The organism is Luteolibacter sp. LG18, from assembly GCF_036322585.1.
Taxonomy (GTDB): Bacteria; Verrucomicrobiota; Verrucomicrobiia; order Verrucomicrobiales; family Akkermansiaceae; genus Luteolibacter.
Window position 1 is genome coordinate 4,682,661 of the sequence record NZ_AP024600.1, and the last position, 24,134, is coordinate 4,706,794.

Annotated in this window: 22 protein-coding genes; 14 read left to right on the forward strand and 8 right to left on the reverse strand. The window is 64.8% G+C overall.

Annotation, left to right across the window (positions count from 1 at the left end; translation table 11 throughout):
• Window positions 1-2: 2 nt before the first annotated feature.
• Together llg_RS18525 and llg_RS18530 are read right to left on the reverse strand one after the other, a co-directional pair.
• Window positions 3-482: a hypothetical protein gene (locus llg_RS18525; protein ID WP_338286362.1), complete on the reverse strand. Its 480-nt coding sequence runs from the start codon at window positions 480-482 to the stop codon at window positions 3-5.
• A gap of 50 nt (window positions 483-532) precedes the next feature.
• The gene (locus tag llg_RS18530; protein ID WP_338286364.1) at window positions 533-1,003 is read right to left on the reverse strand and encodes a peroxiredoxin; all 471 of its coding nucleotides are present in this window, start codon (window positions 1,001-1,003) and stop codon (window positions 533-535) included.
• A gap of 253 nt (window positions 1,004-1,256) precedes the next feature.
• Here llg_RS18530 and llg_RS18535 point away from each other — a divergent pair, with 253 nt between their 5' ends.
• The 5 genes from llg_RS18535 (at window position 1,257) to llg_RS18555 (ending at window position 5,465) form a co-directional block, all read left to right on the forward strand.
• Window positions 1,257-1,898, forward strand: a complete 642-nt coding sequence (locus llg_RS18535; protein ID WP_338286365.1) for a DUF4291 domain-containing protein — start codon at window positions 1,257-1,259, stop codon at window positions 1,896-1,898.
• 97 nt (window positions 1,899-1,995) lie between these two features.
• On the forward strand, window positions 1,996-2,622 hold the full coding sequence (locus tag llg_RS18540; protein ID WP_338286366.1) for a CDP-alcohol phosphatidyltransferase family protein: 627 nt from the start codon (window positions 1,996-1,998) through the stop codon (window positions 2,620-2,622).
• 65 nt (window positions 2,623-2,687) lie between these two features.
• A complete protein-coding gene (gene pyk / locus llg_RS18545) occupies window positions 2,688-4,091 on the forward strand; it encodes a pyruvate kinase (RefSeq protein ID WP_338286367.1) in 1,404 nt (467 codons plus the stop codon).
• Window positions 4,088-4,906 (forward strand): site-specific DNA-methyltransferase, encoded by an 819-nt coding sequence (locus llg_RS18550; RefSeq protein WP_338286368.1) that lies wholly within the window; start codon window positions 4,088-4,090, stop codon window positions 4,904-4,906. The genes pyk and llg_RS18550 overlap by 4 nt, the downstream gene beginning before the upstream one ends.
• 121 nt (window positions 4,907-5,027) lie before the next feature.
• The gene (locus tag llg_RS18555) at window positions 5,028-5,465 is read left to right on the forward strand and encodes a type II secretion system protein GspG (RefSeq protein ID WP_338286369.1); all 438 of its coding nucleotides are present in this window, start codon (window positions 5,028-5,030) and stop codon (window positions 5,463-5,465) included.
• 52 nt (window positions 5,466-5,517) lie between these two features.
• Here the strand turns inward: llg_RS18555 and llg_RS18560 are convergent, their stop codons facing one another.
• From llg_RS18560 to llg_RS18570, 3 genes are all read right to left on the reverse strand, one after another.
• Entirely contained in the window at window positions 5,518-8,073 is a 2,556-nt protein-coding gene (locus tag llg_RS18560; RefSeq protein ID WP_338286371.1) for an adenylate/guanylate cyclase domain-containing protein, read from the reverse strand.
• A gap of 105 nt (window positions 8,074-8,178) precedes the next feature.
• Window positions 8,179-9,954 carry a cation acetate symporter gene (locus llg_RS18565; RefSeq protein ID WP_338286373.1) on the reverse strand — a complete coding sequence of 592 codons (1,776 nt, stop codon included), beginning with the start codon at window positions 9,952-9,954 and terminating at the stop codon, window positions 8,179-8,181.
• A gap of 6 nt (window positions 9,955-9,960) precedes the next feature.
• The gene (locus llg_RS18570; protein ID WP_338286375.1) at window positions 9,961-10,266 is read right to left on the reverse strand and encodes a DUF485 domain-containing protein; all 306 of its coding nucleotides are present in this window, start codon (window positions 10,264-10,266) and stop codon (window positions 9,961-9,963) included.
• Window positions 10,267-10,360: 94 nt separating this feature from the next.
• Here llg_RS18570 and prmC point away from each other — a divergent pair, with 94 nt between their 5' ends.
• From prmC to llg_RS18585, 3 genes are all read left to right on the forward strand, one after another.
• Window positions 10,361-11,200 carry a peptide chain release factor N(5)-glutamine methyltransferase gene (gene prmC, locus llg_RS18575; protein ID WP_338286376.1) on the forward strand — a complete coding sequence of 280 codons (840 nt, stop codon included), beginning with the start codon at window positions 10,361-10,363 and terminating at the stop codon, window positions 11,198-11,200.
• Between the two features lie 22 nt (window positions 11,201-11,222).
• Complete coding sequence (gene murA / locus llg_RS18580; protein ID WP_338286377.1) at window positions 11,223-12,491, forward strand: UDP-N-acetylglucosamine 1-carboxyvinyltransferase; 1,269 nt, start codon at window positions 11,223-11,225, stop codon at window positions 12,489-12,491.
• A 96-nt stretch (window positions 12,492-12,587) separates the two neighbouring features.
• Window positions 12,588-13,871 carry a hypothetical protein gene (locus tag llg_RS18585; RefSeq protein ID WP_338286378.1) on the forward strand — a complete coding sequence of 428 codons (1,284 nt, stop codon included), beginning with the start codon at window positions 12,588-12,590 and terminating at the stop codon, window positions 13,869-13,871.
• 30 nt (window positions 13,872-13,901) lie between these two features.
• Here llg_RS18585 and llg_RS18590 read toward each other — a convergent pair whose 3' ends face one another.
• Window positions 13,902-14,183 carry a hypothetical protein gene (locus llg_RS18590; protein ID WP_338286380.1) on the reverse strand — a complete coding sequence of 94 codons (282 nt, stop codon included), beginning with the start codon at window positions 14,181-14,183 and terminating at the stop codon, window positions 13,902-13,904.
• A gap of 17 nt (window positions 14,184-14,200) precedes the next feature.
• The gene (locus llg_RS18595) at window positions 14,201-14,872 is read right to left on the reverse strand and encodes a hypothetical protein (protein ID WP_338286382.1); all 672 of its coding nucleotides are present in this window, start codon (window positions 14,870-14,872) and stop codon (window positions 14,201-14,203) included.
• A gap of 122 nt (window positions 14,873-14,994) precedes the next feature.
• Here llg_RS18595 and llg_RS18600 point away from each other — a divergent pair, with 122 nt between their 5' ends.
• A complete protein-coding gene (locus llg_RS18600) occupies window positions 14,995-16,191 on the forward strand; it encodes a KamA family radical SAM protein (protein ID WP_338286384.1) in 1,197 nt (398 codons plus the stop codon).
• Between the two features lie 221 nt (window positions 16,192-16,412).
• Here the strand turns inward: llg_RS18600 and llg_RS18605 are convergent, their stop codons facing one another.
• On the reverse strand, window positions 16,413-17,237 hold the full coding sequence (locus tag llg_RS18605; protein WP_338286386.1) for a polyphosphate kinase 2 family protein: 825 nt from the start codon (window positions 17,235-17,237) through the stop codon (window positions 16,413-16,415).
• A gap of 107 nt (window positions 17,238-17,344) precedes the next feature.
• On the opposite strand from llg_RS18605, the gene llg_RS18610 reads away from it, so the two are divergent.
• The 5 genes from llg_RS18610 to llg_RS18630 all read left to right on the forward strand — a co-directional run bounded on the left by llg_RS18610 (window position 17,345) and on the right by llg_RS18630 (window position 24,026).
• Window positions 17,345-18,901 carry a hypothetical protein gene (locus tag llg_RS18610; RefSeq protein ID WP_338286387.1) on the forward strand — a complete coding sequence of 519 codons (1,557 nt, stop codon included), beginning with the start codon at window positions 17,345-17,347 and terminating at the stop codon, window positions 18,899-18,901.
• Window positions 18,902-18,914: 13 nt separating this feature from the next.
• Window positions 18,915-21,023 (forward strand): polyphosphate kinase 1, encoded by a 2,109-nt coding sequence (gene ppk1, locus llg_RS18615; protein ID WP_338286388.1) that lies wholly within the window; start codon window positions 18,915-18,917, stop codon window positions 21,021-21,023.
• Complete coding sequence (locus llg_RS18620; RefSeq protein ID WP_338286389.1) at window positions 21,020-21,520, forward strand: hypothetical protein; 501 nt, start codon at window positions 21,020-21,022, stop codon at window positions 21,518-21,520. Before ppk1 ends, llg_RS18620 begins: the two co-directional genes overlap by 4 nt.
• Before the next feature lie 244 nt (window positions 21,521-21,764).
• Window positions 21,765-22,034 carry a hypothetical protein gene (locus tag llg_RS18625; protein WP_338286390.1) on the forward strand — a complete coding sequence of 90 codons (270 nt, stop codon included), beginning with the start codon at window positions 21,765-21,767 and terminating at the stop codon, window positions 22,032-22,034.
• A 51-nt stretch (window positions 22,035-22,085) separates the two neighbouring features.
• Entirely contained in the window at window positions 22,086-24,026 is a 1,941-nt protein-coding gene (locus tag llg_RS18630) for a right-handed parallel beta-helix repeat-containing protein (protein ID WP_338286391.1), read from the forward strand.
• Window positions 24,027-24,134: the final 108 nt, after the last annotated feature.

The following is a 24,134-nucleotide window of genomic DNA, read 5'->3' on the forward strand; positions in this document are numbered from 1 at the left end:
GATTATCTCACAGGGCCGGGCTTGAGTCGGCGACCGGCGTCGCCCCCCTCGCACGGCATGTGGTGCCGGGAGGCGTAAATCTTCGCACACAGGCCGCTCCACGCCACCGCCACCACGGATGGAGCCATCGGCCACCATTTCGCGGAAAGCGCCAGCACCGGCCAGACGGCCAGCACCACCGCGACCGCCGAAAGCCACAGCACCGTGCGACGCCAGTGGGTCGGGGTTTCCAGGATCGCCATCGGCAGCGCGAAGGCCACCACCAGCGCGATGGCCCAGCCGATCCATGGCGGCTGCGCCACCGGATCACCGCCGAGGCCCGCCTGACGGATCGCGCCGAGCAGGGCTCCATCGAGCCGATTCAGCAAGCCGAGCGCTTGGAAGCCCACCGCCAGCACCAGCGACATCACGCCGATCGACGCCGCCGGCAGGGCGACCGTGCCGCGGGGCAGCTTCTCGGTGGATTCGGGGCGGTGCGACATAAAGGGTGTGGACGGCGAACCTAGGAGAGCCTTCCGGATTCGACAAGCGTTCAGGCGAGCAGTTCCGAAAGCAGGCCGAGGTGGTCCTTCGGAGACACCTTTTCCAGCACGTGCTCGATCCGGCCATCCGCGCCGATCACGAAGGTGGTGCGCTCGGTGCCCATGAAGGTTTTCCCATACATCGACTTCTCCACCCACACGCCATAGGCCTCCACGATGGCCTTCTCCGGATCGGAGATCAGCGGATACGGCAGCGAGAACTTGCGGATGAATTTCCCGTGGCTCTTCACGTCGTCGATGCTGACGCCATAAACGCGGGCGCGGCCCTTCAGATCGAACCAGCCATCGCGGAGTTCGCAGGCCTGGGTGGTGCAGCCGGGAGTGTCGTCCTTCGGATAAAACACGAGGACCACACGGCTGCCGCGCAGGGCGGACAAGGTCACGCTTTCCCCTTCCCCGATCCCCTCGCCCACCACCGGAGCCGTGAAGTCCGGGGCCATCTCTCCCACCTGCGGTTTCATGGGCAACGATCTCGGCGCGGAACCCGCCGATGGCAATGATGAAATCCCGGCGGGAGCCCCGGATTGACATCCGCAGAGGATACCTCTAACGAATCCGGTGTCGCCGATGACGCTTCCCCTCGAAGCGCTCCGGCCACGGGAAAACGCCCGGCCATGTGGCAGGGCACCCGCTCCGGAATCCGGAGAATCACTCCTGACCGGATCCGTCCGCATCACCCATCCCCGTCCGACGCGGACCGGACGTTTCAAGAACATGCGTTTCGAACGCTACACCGACCAAGTCGCCCGGTGGCCACAACAAGGCCGCCATATCCTCGCCCACCACGACACGGAGTCGATCGTCGTCTATCAAGCCTACCGCCCCTCGATCGCCCTGCACGCGGTGCAACACCAGCAGTTCGGAGGCGACTTCAGCTACAACCGCATGAGTTGGATCAAACCCAACTTCCTGTGGATGATGTACCGCGCGGGCTGGGCCACCAAGGAGGGACAGGAACACATCCTCGCCATCACCCTCCGCCGTTCGTTCTTCGACCAAGTGCTGCGGGAAGTCGTTCCCTCCAGGTACGAACCCTCCCGTTTTTCCGACGAAGCCGCATGGAAGAAAGCGGTCGCCAGCTCCGAGGTCCGGCTGCAATGGGACCCGGACCACGATCCGACCGGAGCCCCGGTGGCACGCAAGGCGGTGCAACTCGGGCTGCGTGGCGAAACCCTGCGCCGCTACGGCACCGGGGCCGTCCTCGCCATCGAGGATATCACGCCATTCGTAATCGAGCAGCGGGAACACGCCAGCGGGGATTTCTCCCGACTGCTCATCCCCGAGGAACGTGTTTACGTGCCTGCCGATCCCGACGCAGGCCGGGCCGTGGGCATCGACTACCCATCACACCTATAGGGCCTGTACGAATTATAGGCTCTATAGGTTGAGGACCCGATACACAGAAACGCTTTTCAATTTTCTTTCGGCGCAATCCGCGCTTCAATATCGGAGCATGACCCTCGCCAGCAAGATCACCCTCGGGAGGCTCTGCCTCGTGCCGGTGTTCGCGGTGCTGGCAGTGAAATACGGCCACACGGTGGCCGCCGGGCAGCCGGTGGAGGCGCTGCGCTGGTGGGCGCTCGCCACCTACATCGCGGCCGCCGCCAGCGACGGCATCGACGGCTGGATCGCGCGGCGTTTCAACCAGCGCTCGCGGTTCGGCGAGATCATCGACCCCATCGCGGACAAGTCCCTGCTGCTCACCGGGATCATCACCCTGAGCGTGGTCGACTGGGGCCCGGGAGGGTGGCGCATTCCGTGGTGGTTCTGCGCCCTGGCGATCCTCCGCGACCTGATCATCCTCGGCGGGATCACGATTCTTTTTTTCACCCGCAAGATGCGGCACATCGGACCGCGCTGGATTGGCAAGGTCTGCACGGTGTCGCAAATGTTTGCCTTGGGCTGGGTGATGCTGAAATGGGTGCCCTTCGATCCGCTCTATCCTTGTCTGGTGGCTGCTTTCTTCACCGCTTGGTCCGGCTATGACTACCTGATGAAGGGCATTCGCCAATTGCGGCAGCCCGCCCTGGACAGGGAGTCATTCCGGGAATTGGCGGCGAAGCCGACCCACGTGCGCTGAGAGGCCCCGGTCGTTACGCCCTCGACGCCGGGGTTTTCGGCCAGCAAACTGCTGCCACCTCTCCCATGCCCCGCAAAACGAAGCTTATTTGTACCCTCGGCCCCGCCACGGAGGCGGAGGAAACCATCGGCCAGCTCATCGACCTCGGCACCAACGTCTTCCGGCTCAACATGAGCCACGCGAAACACGAGTGGGCCCGTGAAATGGCCGCCCGCGTCCGCCGCCAGTCCGACAAACGGGGCATCCACGTTCCAGTCCTTTTCGACCTGACCGGTCCCTCGATCCGCACCGGCGACCTGCCACAGCCGCTTGAGCTCGTGGACGGCGACCTCGTCGAATTCCGCGTCGAGGGCACCGAGCCGAGCATCCCCTACAGCACTACCGTCAACTACGGCGGCCTGATGGCGGACGTCAGCGAGGGCAAGACGCTGGTGGTCGACAACGGCACCATGCTGATGCTGATCAAGACCAAGAAGGACGACCGCATCGTCTGCGAGGTGAAGACCCCGGGCAAGCTGGGTTCCCGCCGCCACATCAACCTTCCGGGCACCCGCCTGAACCTCCCCGCCCTGACCGAGAAGGACAAGGTGGACCTGTCGCTGGCCGTCGAATGCGACGCCGACTACATCGCCGGCTCCTTCGTCCGCGATGCCGCCCACGTCCGCGAGCTGCGCGAGGCGATGGAAGCCCTGGAAGGCAACGCCCAGATCGTCGCCAAGGTCGAGGACCAGGAAGCGGTCCGCAACATCGACGCCATCATCCACGCCGCCGACGTCATCATGGTGGCGCGCGGCGACCTCGGGATCGAAGTCGAGTTCGAGGAACTGCCGATCCTCCAGCGCCGCATCGTGCGCCGCTGCCACGAGCTGGGCACCCGCGTGATCGTGGCCACCCAGCTTCTGGAATCCATGATCGTGAACCCGACGCCGACCCGTGCCGAGGTGACCGACGTGATGAACGCCGCCTACGAGGAGGCCGATTCGCTGATGCTGTCTGGTGAAACCTCCGTTGGCCGCTACCCGGACCGCTGCGTGGAAGCCATCGTCCGCATCGCGAACCGCATCGAGCGCTCCGGCGGTCTCGGTTTCGGCTCGCAGGTGTTGCTCCGCGACGAGCGCCAGAAGACCGCCCGCGCGGCGGTGACGCTGGCGGACTCCCTCCCGGACGCCTTGCTGGTGGTGCTCACCCGCCGCGGCGTGCTCGCGAACCAGGTGGCGATGCTGCGCCCGCGCACGACCGGCTTCTTCGCCTTCACCCCGACCGAACGCGTTTGCCGCCAGCTCGGCCTGACCCGCGGCGTGCAGGCCTTCAAGCTGCCGTTCGCGGCCACGATCGAGGAAACCATCCAGCGCGCCACCGACCAACTGCGCGGGATGGAACTGGTGCGCCCGGGCACTCCTTTGGTGATTGTGTCGGACATCCTTTCCGACCACTTTGCAGCGAATTCCATTCTGCTGCACCACGCTTGATCGAATTGCTCCACGGCGACTGCCTCGAAGTCCTGCCCACCCTCCCGGCGGGCGGCTTCGATGCGGTTGTCACCTCCCCGCCCTACAACCTGGGCATCGATTACCGCACTTTCCGGGACACCGCCCCGCGCGCCGAGTTCCTGGAGTGGTGCCTGCGTTGGGCCGCCGGGGTGAAGCGCGCGCTGGCGGATGACGGATCGTTTTTCCTGAACGTCGGCGCCGCCCCGAAGAACCCGCTGATGCCGCACCAGCTCCTGCTGGCGCTCACCGATGGCGCGGAGCCGCTGTTCACGCTCCAGAACACCTTCCACTGGATCAAGTCGATCACGGTGGAAACCCGCGGCGGCGAGCGGATCAGCACCGGCCACTTCAAGCCGATCAATTCGAAGCGGTTCGTGAACGACTGCCACGAGTATGTCTTCCACCTGACGAAGACCGGGAATGTCCCGGTGGACCGCCGCGCCGCGGGCGTGCCCTACCAGGACAAGTCGAACATCGCGCGCTGGGGCCACACCGGCGGCGAGGACCTGCGCTGCCGGGGAAACACCTGGTTCATTCCCTACGACACGATCCAATCCCGCGACAGTGAACGGCCTCATCCGGCGACGTTTCCGGTGGCGCTGGTGGACCAATGCGTGAAGCTCCACGGCAAGGGCAAGGCCACCCGCCTGCTCGATCCCTTCCTCGGCATCGGCACCTCGGCGGTGGCGGCCACGCGGATGGAGCTGGCGCGGTTCACCGGCATCGAGCTGGACGAGGAGTATCTGAAGGTGGCGCGGGAGCGGTGCGCGGAGGAGGCGAAGGAACGGATCTGATCCGCCACGGAGCGGCGGTGGATCCCGGGATTCCGACAAATCACTCCCGGCTCGGCTTTCTCCATTGCAGATGGAGCCCACAAGCGAAAGCCACCGCCCACAGCGGAGTTCAACCCTTGCGATGGTGATTGGGGCAATGGTCGGAGTCTCCCTGCTCGCAGCCTCCTACAACGGGCTGTTTGATCTCAATCCCCACAACAAACAGGTGACGAGGGTTTGCAGGGATCTTGAAGACCTCGACACCGGCATTGCCAAGTTTGTCATGCACGCCGGGCGACCACCCACCGGACTCGAAGGTTTGTCCGCCCTTGTCATCCGACCGACCACTCTCGAACGGCGGCGAGGTTGGGTGCAGGCATTGAAGGCCATTCCATCGGACCCATGGGGAAACGCCTATGTTTACCGTGCGTCCACCACCGGCACCCAAACCACGGTCACCATCGCGTCCCCCGGACCCGACGGCACCCCGAACACCGAGGACGACATCGAAACCGATCCCCGGACTTATTCCATCGGCGACGTTGCTGACGGCCCCGGCGGGCCGAAAGGGTCACCTTGAAACCCGGAGAGCAATCCGCCGCCCACACCCACAAGCAGGAATGCTTGTGCTACTATTTCCCCAGTACCACGTAGGGTTTCACCGGCTGGGAGACGCCCTTCACGTGGACTTCCGGGCGGGGTTCCATCTTGAAGTCGCCGTTCACGGCGTCGTGGATCTCCTTGCTGACGATCACCTCGCCACCGCCGGTGAGGGCCTGGAGGCGGGCAGCGACCACCACCACGTGGCCGAGTGCCGTGAAATTGACCTGACGGTCGGCGTTTCCGACCAGGCCCACGACCGCCTCTCCGGCGTGCAGGGAGATGCCCACGCGCAGGGACTTCTCCCCTTCCGCCCGCAGTTCGCGGGACAGCGCCAGCGCGGCGTCCCGCATCGCGAGGGCGGCGTCGACGGCACCGGCGATCGAGCCGCTGCGTTCCAGGCGGAACATCGCCATCAGGCCGTCGCCGGTGTATTTGTCGAGCAGGCCACCGCGGGCATGGAGGGCATCGGTCATCACGCCGAGGTAGGCATTGACCACCCGCATCACGTCCTCGGGCGGATGGCTTTCGGCGAAGCGTGAGAAGCCACGCACGTCCGCAAAGAGGATCACGACGTTCTCACGGTCTCCTCCAAGGCCAAGGCGCGATTGCTGGGAATCGAACAGCTCCCGCGCGATGCCGGGATCGAGGAAGCGGTGCAGCAGCGAGCGGTTCCGCTCCTTCGCCGCGCGTTCGAGGCTGAAACTCAGTTGCGTGACCAGCAGGAACGACGCCAGCGCGGAGGCCGAGGGTAGCACCGGGTCGAGCCACACGTCCGCCACCGCGAACATCACCAGACTCAGCCCGAAGATGAAGCCCAGCACCATCAGCAGACGCCAGCCGGCCTTGAGCGGTTCACGGCGCATCGCGAGGCGGCCGATCGCCAGCGCGCAGGCGAAGGCCCAGAACAAGGCGGTGCCACGGGGCGCGGGATGGAGGAAATGATGCCCCTTGAGCGTGCGGGTCGCCTGGGCCAGCAGCTCGGTTCGTTCAAGGTCGCCGAGCGGTCCGGCGATCGGGCTGCTGCGGAGCGGCGGCAGGAACACGATCTTGTCCTTGAAATACTTCTCCGGCGGCTCCCAGGAACCGCGGCCTTTTCCACCGGGACGATCCTTGCCGGGCTTGAACTGCCACTCGCCGCGAAGCACGTCGCTGTAGCTCACCTGGGCGAAATCACGGCCCTCGTGGCTGCCCACCAGATCGACCAGCAAGTTGCCCTCGCCGTCGATCAGCGGGAACCGCTTGCCGTCGAAATCTGCCAGATGCTTGTCCGGGAACACCGGCGTGGCCGGCCCTTCGTGATCGCGGCTGGCGGCGAACAGCAGCAGTGGCGCGGGCGTCGGCTCATTGTCCGGCCACGTGAACGCCACCGTGGGCAGCGAGGGGCCCATGAACCAACGCAAGCCCGGCGAGGCGACCTCTCGGGCGACGCCCTTCAAGCGACCGAAGCCGGGAGAACTGGCCGCCTCGTTCGGCGGCGGCGCGATCAGCACCACGTTGTTCGCGGAGCGCATCGCCGTTTCCAGCGAAGAGATGTCGCGCTCGGTGCGGCTCCATTCGCTCTCCATCGGACCGGGCAGCAGATTCTCCATCTCCGGATCCTCATCGAGCGCCCGGTCGGCGGGCATCGGCAGCACCACCCGGCGCGCACCGAGTTCCGCCAGCCGCAGGATCATCTTCGCCTGCACCGAAGCTTCTGACTCGCGGGTGGTGGCGGCCCGGCGGGACGCGGCATCCCATTCCACCAGCACCAGCGGCGAGGGGTCGGGCATGTCGCGCGGATGGGTGCCATTGATGATCTGGATGGCGGATTGCAGAGAGGACGCCTGGAACGGTTGGAAGACCTTCACCGACACCAGTCCCCACGCGATCAGGAAACCAGCGGCGGCGAAAACCTCGGCGCGGAGGTCGAGCACATGGCGTCCGATCTTCCAGCGGAAGTGCTTGGCCAGCCAGAGGTCGAAACGCCCCAGCACCGCACGGCGGGTGCCGTGAGCGAGGAAGGGCAGAAGGCACAGGAAGAACCACGGGATGCCCGCCACCAGCAGGAGCTGCTCCTTCACCTGCGGAATCAACCGCAGCAGCCACACCACCGCGGCCACCAGCCAGATCCAGCGGATCCCGGAGCGCACCGCGGCCGCGCGATCGAGCGCACCACCCCGCGACAAAGCTCCCCCACCCGCGCCCACCACGGCCAGCACCAGGGCCCCGGCCAGATAGGCCGGAAACACGACCAACAGCAGGGCCAGATAGGAACTGCCGGAATAGAGCCATGATACCGGATGGCCGGAACTTTCCAGCGATTCCGAGAACCCGGAGAACGTGAGGATCAGGGCCGCCCAGAACGACCACCTGACCAGCGTGCCGCGGCTCTGGAACACGGTGCGGAGATTCCACACCGCACCGAGCAGCATGCTCACGGTGAGCACGGCATTCAGGAACCACCACGCGAGCACCAGCGTCTGGTTCGCGCGGTTTTCCCAGAGGATGAACCCGGTCACCGCGGTCAAGGGCCACAACCAGCACGCCGGATGGCTCCACCAGCGGGCAGCAGGTGGTTCGGAACCGGAGGACGATCGGCCGGACATGCGGTGGATGAAACAAGGAAGGAAACCCCGGCGGAGACCCACCGGCAAGCTTCCAGCGCCACGACCGGGCCGTTTCGTTTCAAGGAAACGGCCCGTCGGCGGACCTCAATGGCCCGGCATCTCGTGCTCCTGGATGTACTCCTGCTTGAGTCCCAGCGACTCGGGAGCGTGGAGGACGAGCATCTTGCGGCGTGAGTCGGCGGGCACGGTTTTCTTCGTCGCCTTCGAAACCACGATCATCAGCGTGATCGCGAGCGGCACGGCCCAGATCGCCGGTTGCTCGCAGAGGATGCGGAGCAGCGGATTCGCGGCCCAGAACTGGTTGAGCGGCGCGAACCCGGAGAAGATCTTGCCCATCGGCCCCTTGTCGAGCGCCAGCGTGCTGACGTTCACCATGGCGGCGGAAAGGAGCGCGAGCAGGCCGCCGGTGAGCATGCCGGTGGCGGCGCCCTTCATCGTCATGTCACGCCACCACACGCTCACGAACAGCAGCGGGAAGTAGCTCGCCGCGGCGATCGCGAACGCCTGGCCGACCATGAAGTTGATCTCCAGCGGTTCGACGAAGCAGCCCAACAGGACCGCCACGCCACCAACGATCACCGCGCAGAGCTTGAACATCTTCAGGCGCTGCTCGGGAGTGGAGGAGGGCTTGAGAATGCGGCCGTAAACATCGTGGGCCAGCGCGCCGGTCATCGAGACCAACAGGCCGCTGAAGGTGCTCATGAACGCGGCGAAGGCACCCGCGCAGGTAATGCCGCTGAGCACGGAGCCGAGCACGCCATACTTCGCGCGCAGCAGCACGGGCAGCTCGAGCACGATCTTGTCGGTGCCCTTCGCGCCGGCACCGGCATACAGCTCCGGCAGGAGGTTGCGACCGATCACGCCGAAGACCGGCGGGAAGACGTAGAAGACCCCGATGAGGATCATCACCCACATGGTGGTGCGTTTCGCCGCGACGCCATCCGGGTTCGTGTAGAAGCGGACGAGGATGTGCGGCAGGCCGGCGGTGCCGCAGACCAGCGCGATGATGAGAGAGTAGGTGTAGAGCAGCGAGTACGGCTTCTGGTACTTCGCGAGGAAGTCGGCGCGCTGTTCCTGCGGCAGGGCTTCGGACGCGGCCTTTACGGCCTTGGTCGTGAGCGGGCCAAAGGGTGCGATCCACGCCTTGTCGGCCGGGGCCTTTTCGATCAGCGGCTTGCGCTCGACCGATTGCACGATGGGTGCCGGTTCCTTGGCGGTGGCGTTCGCGCCGACATGGCTACCATAGGTGCCATAGACGGCCATCAACACGAAGATCGGCACCGAGATGGCGAACATCTTCATCCAGTACTGCATCGCCTGGATCAGCGTGATGCCCTTCATGCCGCCGAGCGCGACATTGAAGGTGATGACCGCGCCGACCACGACCACGCCCACCCAGTAGGGCAGGCCCGGGAAGATGTAGGCCAGGGTGGTGCCCGCGCCTTTCATCTGCGGCATGGTGTAGAAGAAGCCGATGAAGAGCACGAAGATCACCGCGATCTTCCGGAACAGCGGCGAATCGAAGCGCCCCTCCGCGAAGTCCGGGATGGTGTAGGCCCCGAAGCGGCGCAGCGGCCCGGCGATGAAAAGCAGCAGGAACAGATAGCCGCAGGCGTAACAGACGGGATACCACAGCGCATCGTAGCCGGAGGACATCACCATGCCGGCGATGCCCATGAAGGAGGCGGCGCTGAGGTATTCACCGGAGATCGCGGCGGAGTTCCAGCCGACCGAGACGGAGCGTCCGGCGACGAAGAAGTCCGAGGCGGTTTTCGATTTTCCCGCGGAGCGGAAACCCATCCAGAGGGTCACCAGCACGGTCGCGAGCGAGAAGACAAGGATCCAGGGATCGACGTTCATGGCGGATCAGGCTTCGCGGTTGTGCTTCAGGGCGTCTTCCGCCTCTTGTTTCTCCAGCGCCAGCGAGCGGCGGATGAAGGTGTAGCTGATCACCCACACGAAGGGGAAAAACAGGATGCCGAGGATCAGCCAGCTCAGGGTGAAGCCGCCGACGCGGGTAGCCATCAGGTCCGGGGCAAAATAGTTGACCAGAGGCAGCGCGAGCAGGACACCGCCGAAGGTGACCGCGCAGGCGATGGACAGGCGGAGCTGCCGCCGCATGAGCTGGCGGAGGAACTCCTCGCTATGGATGAAATCTTCGTGGTGAGGCATGATCGACCATGCTCCTAACGGGCGGATTCCGCGGAGGAAAGGAGTTTCCGCTCTTGGCGGCGGACGTTCGCGCGCCCATGGTCGCCGCCCACGCATGACCACGCTATTGGAGACCCTCGACGGCGGCACCCGCTATTTGGAGAAACGCGGGATCGAGGACGCGCGGCGGAACATGCAGATGCTCATCGCCCACCAGCTCGGCTGCACGCGGATGGACCTCTACCTGAAGTTCGACCAGCCGATGGAGGAAAAGGACCTGGTGCCGCTGCGCGAGGCGCTCAAGAAGCGCGGCGAGGGGGTGCCGCTCCAACACCTGTTGGGAACGGTCTGGTTCCACGGCAACGAGTTCAAGACCGATGCCCGCGCGCTGATCCCCCGCCCCGAGACCGAGGAGCTGGCGGAAATGGTGCTGAAGCTCCCCGATCTGCCGGAAGCGGCGCGGGTGCTGGACATGGGCTGCGGCTCGGGGGTGCTCGGGCTATCGCTCGCCTCCGCCCGGCCCGACTGGCAGGTGGTGGTGGCGGACGTTTCCCCGGACGCGCTGGCCTTGACCCGCGAGAATGCCGCCGCGATCGGGCTGGCGAACGTGGATTTCGTGGAAAGCGACCTGTTCGCCGCGGTGGACGGCCCCTTCGATCTGATCGTGGCCAATCTGCCCTACGTGCCGGAAACCGACCGCCCCACCCTGACCCGGGAAGTGATGCACGATCCGGATCTCGCGCTCTTCGGCGGACCGGACGGACTGGACGTGATCCGGCGGTTCACCCCGCAAGCCATTGAAAAACTGTCACCCGGAGGACACATCGCACTTGAAATCGGACATGATCAGGCTTCACACGTCGCCCGTCTTCTCCAAGATGCCGGTTTCACCGCGGTCGAGGTGAAGACCGACCTGTCGGGCATCGCCCGATTCCCCTTCGCCCGCAAATCCTGATTCTCCTCTCTCCTTTCGTTACATGGACAAACTGCTCGTTCACGGCGGCACCACCCTGCGGGGTGCGGTCAACATTTCCGGCTCGAAGAACGCCTCGCTGCCAATCCTGGCCGCCGCCCTGCTGACCGAAGAGGATTGCATCATCCGCCGTGTCCCGGACGTGTCCGACACGAACTACATGGTGCAGATCCTCAATGCATTGGGAGCCGACGTCGAGCGCTCTTCCGGCACCGTCCGCGCGACCTGCGCGGACATTTCCGACACCGCCCCGTATGAACTGGTGCGCCGGATGCGCGCCTCGATCTGCGTGATGGGCCCGCTGCTGGCCCGCAAGCGCCGCGCCGTGGTCTCCCTGCCCGGCGGCTGCGTCATCGGCGACCGCCCGGTGGACCTCCACCTCCGCGGCCTGGAGGCGCTGGGCGCCAAGGTCGAGTTCGAGGGCGGCAACATCATCCTCACCGCTCCGGATGGCCTGAAGGGCGCGGAAATCAATCTCAGCGGCCCCCTCGGCCCGACCGTGCTGGGCACCGACAACGTGATGATGGCCGCCACCCTGGCGGAAGGTATCACCGTGATCGAAGCCGCCGCCGCCGAGCCGGAGGTGCTGGACCTGGCCAATTTCCTCAACGCCATGGGCGCGAAGATCGAGGGTGCTGGCACCAGCCGCATCGTGATCGAGGGCGTCGAAAAGCTCCACGGTGTCGAGCACACCGTGATCCCGGACCGCATCGAAGCCGGCACGTTCATGGCCGCCGCCGCGCTGGCGGGCGATGGCGTGACGCTGCGCCGCGTCTGTCGCGAGCACATGAAGTCGATCACCGCCGCCATCGAGGCGTCCGGCCACTCGGTCGAGTTCAATGCCGCCGGGGACGCCTGCACCATCCGCCGCGGCGAGAACCTCAAGGGCTGCAACCTGGTCACCGCCCCCTACCCCGGCTACCCGACCGACATGCAGGCCCAGATGACCGCGCTGCTGGCCACCACCCCGGGCATCAGCGTGATCAAGGACACGATCTTCCCGCAGCGTTTCATGCACTGCGCCGAGCTGAAGCGCATGGGCGCGGACATCAAGGTCGACAACGGCACCGCCATCGTCCGCGGCGTGGACAAGCTTTCCGCCGCCCCGGTGATGGCCTCCGACCTGCGCGCCTCCGCCGCCCTGGTGCTGGCCGCCCTCACCGCCACCGGCACCACCGCCATCAACCGCCTCTATCACATCGACCGCGGCTACGAGCACATCGACGAGAAGCTGCTCATGCTCGGTGCCGCGGTGGAGCGGGTGAAGGAATAGGCGTTCCTTCATGGCTTGAGCTGGATTTCGGACGGGTTGTGCTTCCCGTCCACGCGTGGTTGATCCTGCATGGGGCGTCAATATGATGTCATGCAAATGGTCGACCGTATCCCATGCAAAACCCTTGGCTGCCCGAACACCATTCTCCCATCCACGGCGGAGAAAACCCAAGGCCTTTGCATGCCTTGCGTCCACGCCGGACTGAGGTTGGAACGCGCGGAGTATATCCGGCAAAACCGCCGGGATCTAAATGAATTCGACGGCATTGAAGATGCCGTCGAAGGCCTGAAGATCATCCACCGGACACGCAGGCACGATCCACTGGTGAATTGGATCCCGCACCCCACTCCCACCGACAAGCTGTATGCCGATCTCAACGAGGAGCAACAAAGCCGTCTTGCAGCCTATGCGGAGTCGTTGATCGGCAGCGAGCGCAACCAGGAAGCCAAAGTGATCGTCGAATGTCTGGCCGCATTCACCAACGCGTCGTTGGAGAAGTGCCTTCGGGCATTCGCAGCACAAGATGAAACGGGGCCGACTTTGGCCTATCGTCAAGCATCGGCGGAGATCCGGGACCACCTCATCTCCAAGGTGGATGGAAAGATAGAAAAATGGGAAATTCAGAAAAGGAACGCCATCCTTCTCTCTCTGGCCTGGATCGGCGATGAGGTCGTCGTTGAACTATTTGCCCACTGGCGAAAGCACCCTCCGGCTTGGCGTGATTCCCTCTATGTCGCCCCCGAGGATTATGCTCGTGAAGCTGGATGGGAATTGGACGAGGCGGGAAAGCGCCGTGATCTTTATTTCCATCGTTGTAATAAGCTCCTCATAGGCCCATCGTCCGACCCGCGACAATTCCACGCCATTAGTGATTCGCAGGACTCCTGCCCATGGTGCCGGAGACAACTCGTTCACCTTTTCAGCATGATTCCAGCCAGCTTCGGCATGGAGAACCTGTTCGACTCCGGCGTGCGCGTGCAAGTGACCACCTGCGAGGTTTGCACCGATTTCGGAGTCGTCCTTGGCGAATATGACGAAACCGGATCCGGCAAATGGAGCACCTCGAATATCCGGCCCGAATACCTGCCCACTGATACCGATCATTGGGGCAAATTGCCCCGCAATCCCTTGCGTGTGGCTGGATCTCGGCCACCACTTGCGGCAGCCTGCGATTTCCTTCCGACGACATTTTCGCAGATCGGCGGGCATCCCACCTGGATTCAGGACGCCGCCTATCCCAACTGTCCGAAGTGTTCAAAGACCATGATGTTCCTGGCACAGGTGGATCATCCCGAGATGGGGAGCGATGCCGAAGGCAGAAGCTATGCGTTTGTTTGCCCACCTTGCCGGACCACCGCCACGAACTACCAGCAGACTTAGCTTGAGTCTCACGACCTCGACTGAGCAGACCTAATCCTGCGGCGAGTCCAATCCGAATGTCCGGAGGAACGAGTCGATCTGTTCGTCGGACGCCTGCCAATCGGCCCCTCTGGCTTCCGCCATGGTAACGAGCCCCAACAACGCGACGGGATCCTCCGCTGACAGCTTGAGAGCATCGTTCTCGGCGTGCCAGATCTCCCCGCCATCTTCCTCCTCCAAGGAGCATCGAACCGAATACCCTTTGGCAACCAGCACGAGGTAGGCTGGCACCAAGGCATTTCCCGCGTTGGCGATGGTGGTTTTGGGGACCATCGGGTTCACGGATTGTTTCACGCCCCCTTCACGCCGAGCGTCGCCACCTCGAAATCGACGCGCGCCGGGGCTCCCCCCTTGGTGCCGGGGATCTCGCGGCGGACGATCTTGGTGCCGAGTACCTGTTCCAGCATCCGCAACTCCATTGCGACCGCGGTGGGGTATTTTTCGAAGATCGGCAGCAGCGGGTGGTGGTACTCCTCGATCCGGAAGCCACGTTCCGGGTCGTACTTGCAGCGGCCGAAGCAGCCTTCCTTTTCCCGCAGTCCGGCGAGAAGGGTGGCTTTTTCCACCAGCGACTTCGCCTTGGAGAGCTTGGGGCGCCATTTCTCAAGCTGCTGCTGGAAATGCTGGAACAGCAGCCGATCCGGCGCCGTCTCGCCGAACAGCGTCCGGATCGCGTCCAACAGGTCGAGGGTGAGGGTCACCCCGGCCTGGGGGAACAGCGCGTCGGCCTTGGCGGTGAGGCGGTAGAAGATTTCCGGGCGGCCGACCTGGGTGCGGGGCACACGCCAGCGTTCGAGGTAGCCGAGCTCCTTGAGGTCGTGGCAGTGCTGCTTGACGGTCATGTAGGCCATCTCCAGCCGTCGAGCCAACTCACTGACAGGCAATCCCCCACCGAGTTTCAATTCCTCGATGACAGCCACCCACTGGGGTTTGACGAGATCGCGGAAGCCGGGCAGAAACATGGTGTCCGGCGACGATTTGTTGGACGGGAAGCGGATGCCAGCGCAAAATGTCCGTTGCGCGCGCCAAAAGTGGGTCCATGGTTTGACAACCTTCGAACTAACACTAGTTTTCGTCCAAGCCGATGGCCAACCGCCCAACCGATTTTGACCCCGCCTTCCGGTCGCATGCACCGGGTTACTGGCCGGAGGATGCGATGGAAAACTGGAGCGACCACAAGTGGCAGCTCCGCAACCGCATCGATTCCCTTTCCGATCTCGAAAGCCGCCTCACGCTCACCGACGAGGAGCGCGCGGGCGTGCTGCTCGCCGGCACCAAGCTGGCGATGGCGATCACACCGCATTTCTTCAACCTGATCGACAAGGACGATCCGGACTGCCCGATCCGCCGCCAGGTGATCCCGCGCATCGACGAGGGCTGGACCGCGCCGGAGGAAATGGCCGACCCGTGCGGCGAGGACAGCCACATGCCGGTGCCGGGGCTGGTCCACCGCTACCCGGACCGCGTCCTGTTCCTCGTGACCGACCGCTGCGCGTCCTACTGCCGCTATTGCACCCGCTCCCGGGTGGTGTCCGGCGTGGGCGAGCAGCATCTGGAGACCCAGATGGAGCAGGCTTTCCAGTATCTGGAGCGCACCCCGCAGGTGCGGGACGTGCTGCTGTCCGGCGGAGACCCCCTGCTCTTCAGCGATGACAAGCTCGACAAGATCCTGACCCGCCTGCGTTCGATCCCGCACATCCAGTTCGTGCGCATCGGCTCCCGCATCCCGATCTTCCTGCCGCAGCGCATCACGCCGGAGCTGTGCGCGATGTTGAAGAAGCATCACCCGCTGTTCATCTCGGTGCACACCAACCACCCGCGCGAGCTGACCACCGAGGTCCGCGACGCGCTCGGTCGCCTGGCCGACGCCGGGATTCCGCTGGGCAACCAGAGCGTGCTGCTGCGCGGCATCAACGACTCGGTGGAGGTCCAGAAGGCGCTCGTCCACAAGCTGCTGATGTGCCGGGTGAGGCCGTATTACCTCTACCAGTGCGACCTCATCACCGGCTCCTCGCACCTGCGCACCAGCGTGACGAAGGGTCTGGACATCATCGAAGGCCTGCGGGGCCACACCACTGGCTACGCCGTGCCGCAGTTCGTAATCGATGGCCCCGGCGGCGGCGGAAAGATCCCGCTCAACCCGGAATACGTGGTCACCCGTGAACCGGGCCGCGTGATCCTGCGGAACTACGAGGGTGGCATCTTCGAATACGCCGAACCAACACCGATGCCCGCGGACGTGCTCACGGCGCTGCACGAGAAGGCGATGGAGACGGCGTGAGCCTCATCTTCCGTAGCTGAAGTGGTGACACTTCAGGCAGAGCGGATTCCCGCATACGGAATCGCGCCCATTTCTCTTCAGGTTGCCTCGCCCCCCTTGGGGGGCAAAGCAGACCGGGAACAGGGGACAATCGGAAGCGAAAGAGAAACGCCATCCGGAGGGATGGCGGGGATTCACCCAACCGGAAGTGTCACCACTTCCGCTACGATCGGAGAGAAATCTCAATCCCCCACGTGCACCGAGGACGGGTCCCAGTTGGGTTGCGGGAACTCCATCTTCAGCGAACGCAGTTTCTCGACCAACAGGTTCGCCACGCAGAGGTTGCGGTACCACTTGCGGTCGGCCGGGATGACGTACCACGGGGCGTGCTCGGTGGAGGTCTTGCCGATCAGGTCCTCGTAGGCGTTCATGAAATCGCCCCAGCGGGCGCGGTCCTGGAGGTCGTCCGGATTGAACTTCCAGTGCTTCACCGGGTTGGCGAGGCGGGCCTCCAGGCGCTTCTTCTGCTCGTCCTTGCTGATGTGGAGGAAGATCTTGATGATGGTGGTCCCCTCCTCGGCGAGCATGCGCTCGAACTCGGCGACGTGGCGGTAGCGGCGCTTCCAGACGTCGTCGCCGAAGAGCTTTTTCACCCGCACGGCGAGGATGTCCTCGTAGTGGCTGCGGTTGAAGATGACGAGCTGGCCGTTGCGTGGCACGTGGGGATGGACCCGCCAGAGGAAATCGTGCGCCAGTTCCTCCTCGCTCGGCTTTTTGAACGAGTGGACGTTGATGCCCTGGGGATCGATGCGGGAGAAGACGTGCTTGATGCAGCCGTCCTTGCCGCCGGTGTCCATGGCCTGGATCACCACCAGCACGCGGTGTCTCTGCTGGGCGTAGAGGACCTTCTGGAGGTGCTGCAGTTCGTCCCGCAGCATGTCATAGGTGGCCTCGTGGTCGTCCTTGGTCAGGTCCTCCCACAACGTCTTCTCGGAGGTATCCACGGAGGCCATCTCGAACTTCGAGCCCGGCTTCACCAGATAACGATCGATCCCTTTGGACGGCATGGCGCATTTATCCCGTTAGGCGCCGCCCCTGACAAGTACGGACTGAAGCACCGGCTTGTCACATATTCCGGATTGAAAGTAGCCCGCTCCGGGGTTCTGCTGGTTCGATGCCGAAAGCACGGAAGCAGCAGCCACCCGCCCATGAACCGGCCGTGATCTCCACGGCACTGCACATCGGGGCGAGTTCGGTTTCCGTGATGGTCTGCGAGCAGGACGGCCAGACGATCCTACCGGTCGACTTCCTCGAGCAGCCCGCGCCGATCGCGCGGGACATTTTCCGCCGCGGCTCGCTGAGCCAGAGCACCATCGAGCGGATCGTCTCGATCATCAAGGGCTACCAGAAGTCCCTGGCCGAGCTGGGCCTCGATCCCCACGGCATCACCCGCACGCTGGCGACGAACATCCTCAGCGAGGCCACCAACCAGGAGGCGGTGCTCAATCGCATCCGGATCGCCTGCGGGCTGGACGTCTCGACGATCGACGACGGGGAGATGACCCGCCTGATCTATCTGAAGACCCGCCGACGGCTGAAGGACATCCCGGCGATGAAGGAGCAGACCACGCTGGTGGTCCACGTCGGACCGGGCAACACCCGCGCGCTGTTGTTCCAGGGCGGGGCGATCGTCCGCTACACCAGCTACCGGCTGGGCACCCACCGCACCCGCGAGGCGGTGGAAGGCTCCCACGCCGAGGGCCCGGCGCTGCTGCGCGTGATCCGCGAGCACGCCTCCGGGAACCTGGCGCAGATCCGCTTCGACTACTCGGACGTGAAAATCGAGGCGCTGGTGGTGATCGGCTACGAGATCCAGTCCATCACCCGCCAGCTCGCGAAACCCGGCCAGCCGTGCCCGGTGAAAACCCTGCGCCAGTTTGTGGCGGAGGCCTCGGTGCTCAGCGACGTGGAACTGGTGAAACGCTTCCAGCTCGATTACCAGACCGCCGAGGCGCTGGTCCCCTCGCTGGAGATCAACCTCGCCATCGCCGAACAGCTCGGGCTCGCCCAGCTCCACATCCCGGCCAGCGAATACGAGCAAGGGCTGCTCCACGACATCCTCATTTCCCGCGAGCTGACCGGCACCTTCGCCGACGAAGTGCTGCGCTCCGCGAAGATCATGGCCGGGCGCTACCAGTCCGACCCCCGCCACGGCGAGCACGTCGGCCGCCTGTGCTCGCGCTTCTTCGCCGAGATGGCGGACCTCCACCAGCTCACCGCCCACGACGCCCTGCTGCTCCAAGTCGCCGCCATCCTCCACGAGGTGGGCACCTACGTCAGCCCGCGCGCCCACCACAAGCACTCCGAGTACATCATCCTGAACTCCGAGATCTTCGGACTGGACCGGCTGGACGTCACCATCGTGGCCCTCGTTTCCCGCTACCACCGCCACTCCGGCCCGAGCCCGACGCACCCGCACTACCAGGCACTTTCGACCGACAACCGCATCCGCGTGGCCAAGCTCGCGGCCCTGCTGCGCGTGGCGGACGCGCTCGAGCGGACCCACGACCAGCGCGTGAGCGAAATCGTGTTCCGCCGCGATGCCGACAAACTCCACCTGCGCCTGCCCGGCCTGGACGACGCCGCCGTCGAGCGGCTCGCGATGCAATCGAAGGGCGACCTTTTCCAACAGGTCTTCGGCCTCGAAATCGTGATCGACGACGACCTCTAACTCTTTCCCCACGATGCCCGCTCCCTATCTCAACCGCGAACTCTCCTGGCTGGAGTTCAACCAGCGCGTGCTCAACGAGGCCCTGCGTTCCGACCTGCCCCTCCTGGAGCGCGTGAAGTTCCTGGCGATCACCGCCTCGAACATGGACGAGTTCTTCCAGGTCCGTGTCGGCGGCCTGATACTGATCCAGCGCAGCGGTCGCAAGACGCCGGACCCGAGCGGCATGACGCCCGCCCAACAGCTCCTCGCGATCCGCCGCCGCGTGACGCGGATGGTGTTCGACCAATACAGCCTGCTGAACAAGGCGCTGCTGCCGGAAATGGCGAAGGCCGGCATCCGCCCGCTGAAGATGGACGACCTGAGCGGCACGCAGTCCGATCAGGTGGCGGCGTTTTTCGAAGACAACGTCTTCCCGCTGCTCACGCCGCTGGCCGTCTCGATGACGCCGGAGGGTGCCGCCGAGCCGCTGCTGGTGCCCGCGCTGCAATTGGTGGTGGCCTGCCGCCTGGTGGAAACCGACACCGGTGCGACCCGCTATGCCGTGATCCCGATCCCGGAAACCATCGCCCGCCGCGTGGCGGTGAAGTCGGCCGAGGACACCCACGCCTTCGTGTGGATCGAGGACGTGGTGGCCTGGCACGTGGACGATCTGTTCCCGGGCGAAAAGGTCGCCGCCACCACCTGCTTCCGCGTCACGCGGAACGGCGACATCGCCGTGCAGGAGGAGGACGCCATCGACCTCGCGGGTGAAATGGAGGAAGTGCTCACCGCCCGCCGTTTCTCCGACACCGTCCGCCTGGAGATCCCGAAGAACGCGCCGCGCGACATCGCCCGGGTGGTGAAGGAACTGACCCGTTCCGGCACACCGGAGTTGGTCCGTGCTCACGGCCCAGTCGGGCTGTCGTCGCTGATGGACCTCGCGTTCCTGCCCGGCTTCGACCAGCTCCGCGATGAGGAATGGCCGCCGCAGACCGCCGCGGCGATCGCGCCCGGCGAATCAATGTTCGAAACCATCGCCGCGGGCGACGTGCTGCTGCACCATCCCTACGAATCCTTCGAGCCGGTGCTGCGCCTCATCGAGGAGGCCGCCGCAGACCCGGACGTGATCGCGATCAAGCAGGTGCTCTACCGCACGGCCCGCCAGTCCCGCATCATCGACGCGCTGATCCGCGCCGCGGAAAACGGCAAGCACGTCACCGCGCTGGTGGAACTCAAGGCCCGCTTCGACGAGGCCCGCAACCTGCACCGCGCCGACGAACTCCAGCGCGCCGGGGCCCAGATCGTCTATGGCGTGAAGGGGCTGAAGACCCACGCCAAGATCTGCCTGATCGTGCGCCGCGAGGGCGGCCACCTCCGCCGCTACGCTCACCTCGGCACCGGCAACTACAACGAATCGACGGCCAAGCTCTACACCGACCTATCTTACCTGACCTGCAAGCCGGAGTTCGGCCACGATGCCTCGCTGTTCTTCAACGCCGTCACCGGCCGTTCGAAGTTGCTGCGTTTCCAGCGCCTCGTCCCCGCCCCCACCGCGATGAAACCGCGGCTGCTGGAGCTCATCGCCGGCGAAACCGAACGCGCCAAGCAGGGCCTGCCCGCCCGCATCCTCGCCAAGGTCAACTCGCTCCAGGACCCGGACATCATCCTCGCCCTCTACCGTGCCTCGCAGGCCGGAGTGGAGGTCAAACTGAACATCCGCGGCATTTGCTGCCTGAAGCCTGGCGACGCCCGCTGGTCGAAGAACATCGAGGTGGTGTCGGTGATCGACCGCTTCCTCGAGCACGCTCGGCTGTTCTACTTCCACCAGGGAGGCACGCCGGAAGTGTTCATCGCCTCCGCCGACTGGATGGGCCGCAACCTCGAGCGCCGCGTCGAGCTGATGATCCCGATCGAGGAGCCCGCCTTGCAACGCCGGTTGGTGCGCATCCTGGAGACCTTCTTCCAGGACAACGTGCAGGCTTCCAAGCTCATGCCGGACGGCACCTCCCAGCGCCTTGCCAAGCAACCGGGCCACCGCGCCTTCCGTGCCCAGGCCCATTTCTTCAATCAGGCCCGCAAGGCCGCGAAGGCCCGCGAGCACGAACGCTCGATGACCTTCGAGCCCCACGTCCCAGCGGAATGACGGTCCTCACCTCCACCGGTGAAGGCATTTCGTGCCGGGTCATGGTCCGGCGCGATTGGGACGAATGGGAGGTCGAGTGGCGCATCGGCCGCACGAACCTTTTCAGCAGCGGATTCGAGGGCAGTTACCACTTCCATTCCCCCGAGGCGCTGTGCCGGACCTTGGAGCGGCTCCACCGCCGCGCGCTCGATCCTGAGGCAGGCCGACCGCTTGAGCAAATGGATTGGGCCCACCGTCCGTTTTCCGACATGAAGGAGAATTGCCGTTTTATCGGCACCCTGCGGGCGCTCCACGGGCATACACGACGGGCCTTGAAGCGGGTCTTCGCATTCGCGGTCGTGCCCGGCAAGCGCGGCCCCGTGTTGGAGGCCTCGCAATGGCCGCAGGGAGAAAGTTTCGTCCACCTTCCGATCGGCTTCCTACTGACCACCCGCGACGCGGTGCGGATGGCGACGGAGGGCAAGGGTGTCCCCGCGTCGATGGACGCCTTGGGGTGATCGTCGTGTAGCTGCACTGGTGACAGTGCAGGCTGGGTGGATTCACCCGGTCCCATCCGCCTTCAGCCCGCCATCTCCCGAGCTCTGTTGATGAACTGAACGTTCCAGAATTTTGGGGGAATCTTCCCCGCCTGCATTGTCACCAATGCAGCTATTCGAAGATGGGCGAACACATCTCCCCCCGCGATGAATTTGACAGGCCCCGGCCCGCTCCATAGACCTCATGGATCATTCCCCCAAAGCCATGACTCCCATTGGACAACTCTCCCTCGCCGCTGCGTTCGCCTCTTCAATCCTCCTCTCGAGCTGCGCCCAGGGCGACGTCGACTATTTCTTCAACGGCCCGCGCGACGGCTCCTACCAGCCTGCCGTCCAGCGCTCCGATGATTCGGCGTGGTACGCCCAGCAGAACGCCGCCCGCGAAGCCAACATGCGCGCGGTCCGCGAGCAGTCCTACAAGAACGAGATGCAGAACTATCAAAACGGCTACCGCAGCACCTTGCCGAACTACTGAAGCGGTTGCCCTCTCGACAAACCCCGCACCGCCTTTAGCGTGGAGGCGGTGATGTTTCCCGCCCGCTTCCTGGCTTCGTGGCTGCTGGTTTCCGCGCTGGCGGGAGCGACGGAGTATCACGTCACCACCACCGGATCGGACAGCCAGCCCGGCACGCTGGCACAACCGTGGCGGACCATCCAGAAGGCCGCGTCCACCGCTATCGCGGGAGACACGGTGAACGTCCACGCCGGTACCTACGCCGAACGCGTCGCCTTCACGAGCCGCTCTGGCACCGCGGCCCAGCAGATCGTTTTCCGCCGGGATCCGGGTGATGCAGCGGCGGTGCTGGTGACCCAGGCCGGGGTGACCCCGCCCAATGGCACCAGCGCCATCATCACGATCACCGATTGCAGCCACCTCGTGCTCCGCGATCTGGAAATCGCCGACTACAAGACGAGCGGCACCAACGCCCAGCAAAAGGCCAAGCTGCCGGTGGGCATCTACATCCACGGCGCGGGTGATGGCATCAAGCTCCGCAACTGCAAGGTGCACGACATTTGGCAGAGCTGCTCCACCCTCAACGATTTCGGAGCGAACGGCTTCGGCATCGCCGTGTATGGCGACGCCGCCCAGCCCATCGACCATCTCGTGATCGACGGCTGCGAGGTCTACAACCTCCGCACCGGCGCGAGCGAATCGGTCACGCTCAACGGCAACGTCACGAACTTCACCGTCACCGGAAACTCCGTCCACGATTGCAACAACATCGGGATCGATTTCATCGGCTTCGAGGGCGGCAATGCCACTCCCGCCCTCGATCAGGCGCGCAACGGCATCTGCTCCGGCAACACCGTCACGCGCATCGATTCGAAGTTCAACCCGGCCTACGGCGGCAACTTCACCACCGGTGGCAACAACGGCACCCGCAGCGCGCCCGGCCTCTACGTCGACGGCGGACGCGACATCATTCTCGAACGCAACCATGTCTCCGACTGCAACTACGCGCTTTCCGCGGGCAGCGAGAACACCGGCAAGGTCGCGTCCGGGATCACCGTCCGGAACAACCTCTTCCACCACTGCCATGTCGGCGGGATCGTCATCGGCGGCTCGGACACGTCCAACGGCGGCCTTAGTACTTCCTCGTTCACGAACAACACCCTCTACGGCAACGACACCACCGGCCAAGGCGGCGGGCAGTTCGCGATCCAGCACTACGTCACATCCACCATCATCCAGCGGAACCTGATGGAAACGACCGCTTCATTCGCCCAGTTCGTGCTGAAGGACAACAGCACCGGCGGCTTCGCGGATGGCGCCATCGACTGGAATCTCTACCGCGCCACGCCCGCGGCTTCGGTGGAGTTCATCTGGCAGACGACGGCGGGAGCGTTCGCCACCTGGCAATCCGCCGCCCGTGATCCGCATTCGACCTTCATCACCGGTTCGACCGGACTGGCGGTGACGGCACCGGTCGTGGGCACTCCGGGCAGCGGCTTCGCCCTCACCGCCACCTCTCCGGCGAGAAATGCGGGAGACAGCTCTGCGTTTCCATTCACCCCGGCCAGCGGAGAAAAGGACTGGGCCGGAAAAAGCCGCGTCGCCGGAGGACGCGTGGACATCGGGGCGGATGAATACATGGACGCGCTCCAGATCTGGCGCGACCAGTGGTTCTCGCTGCCCGATGGCGGCCCGCAGGTCGGAGCCTCAGACGATCCGGACGGAGACGGCGCACCGAATCTCATCGAGTATTCCCAGGGCATGAATCCCCTGTTCTCCGACCGGGCCTCGCTGCCATCGCTGGCGGTGGCCGGAAACACCCTCACCTTCCGCTACCGGAAAGCGGCCTCCGAAGCGACCTACACCGTGGAGCAATCCACGACCTTAGGCGGATGGATCACCGTTTCCCAGACCGAGCAAAACGACGGCGCTGGGCTGTATTGGAGGTCGGTGCCGGTGTCCGGAAACCGGCTTTTCCTGCGCCTGCGGGTGACGTCCGCGCAGGCGTGGTAAAGTGAAAGGGAGAGGCCACCCGGCGGTGGTTTGAACAGCGGACCACCGGTCCCACCCCGCCCAACGCGTTGACAATGCGCGAATAAGTTGGCATTTTGTCTCCGTGAC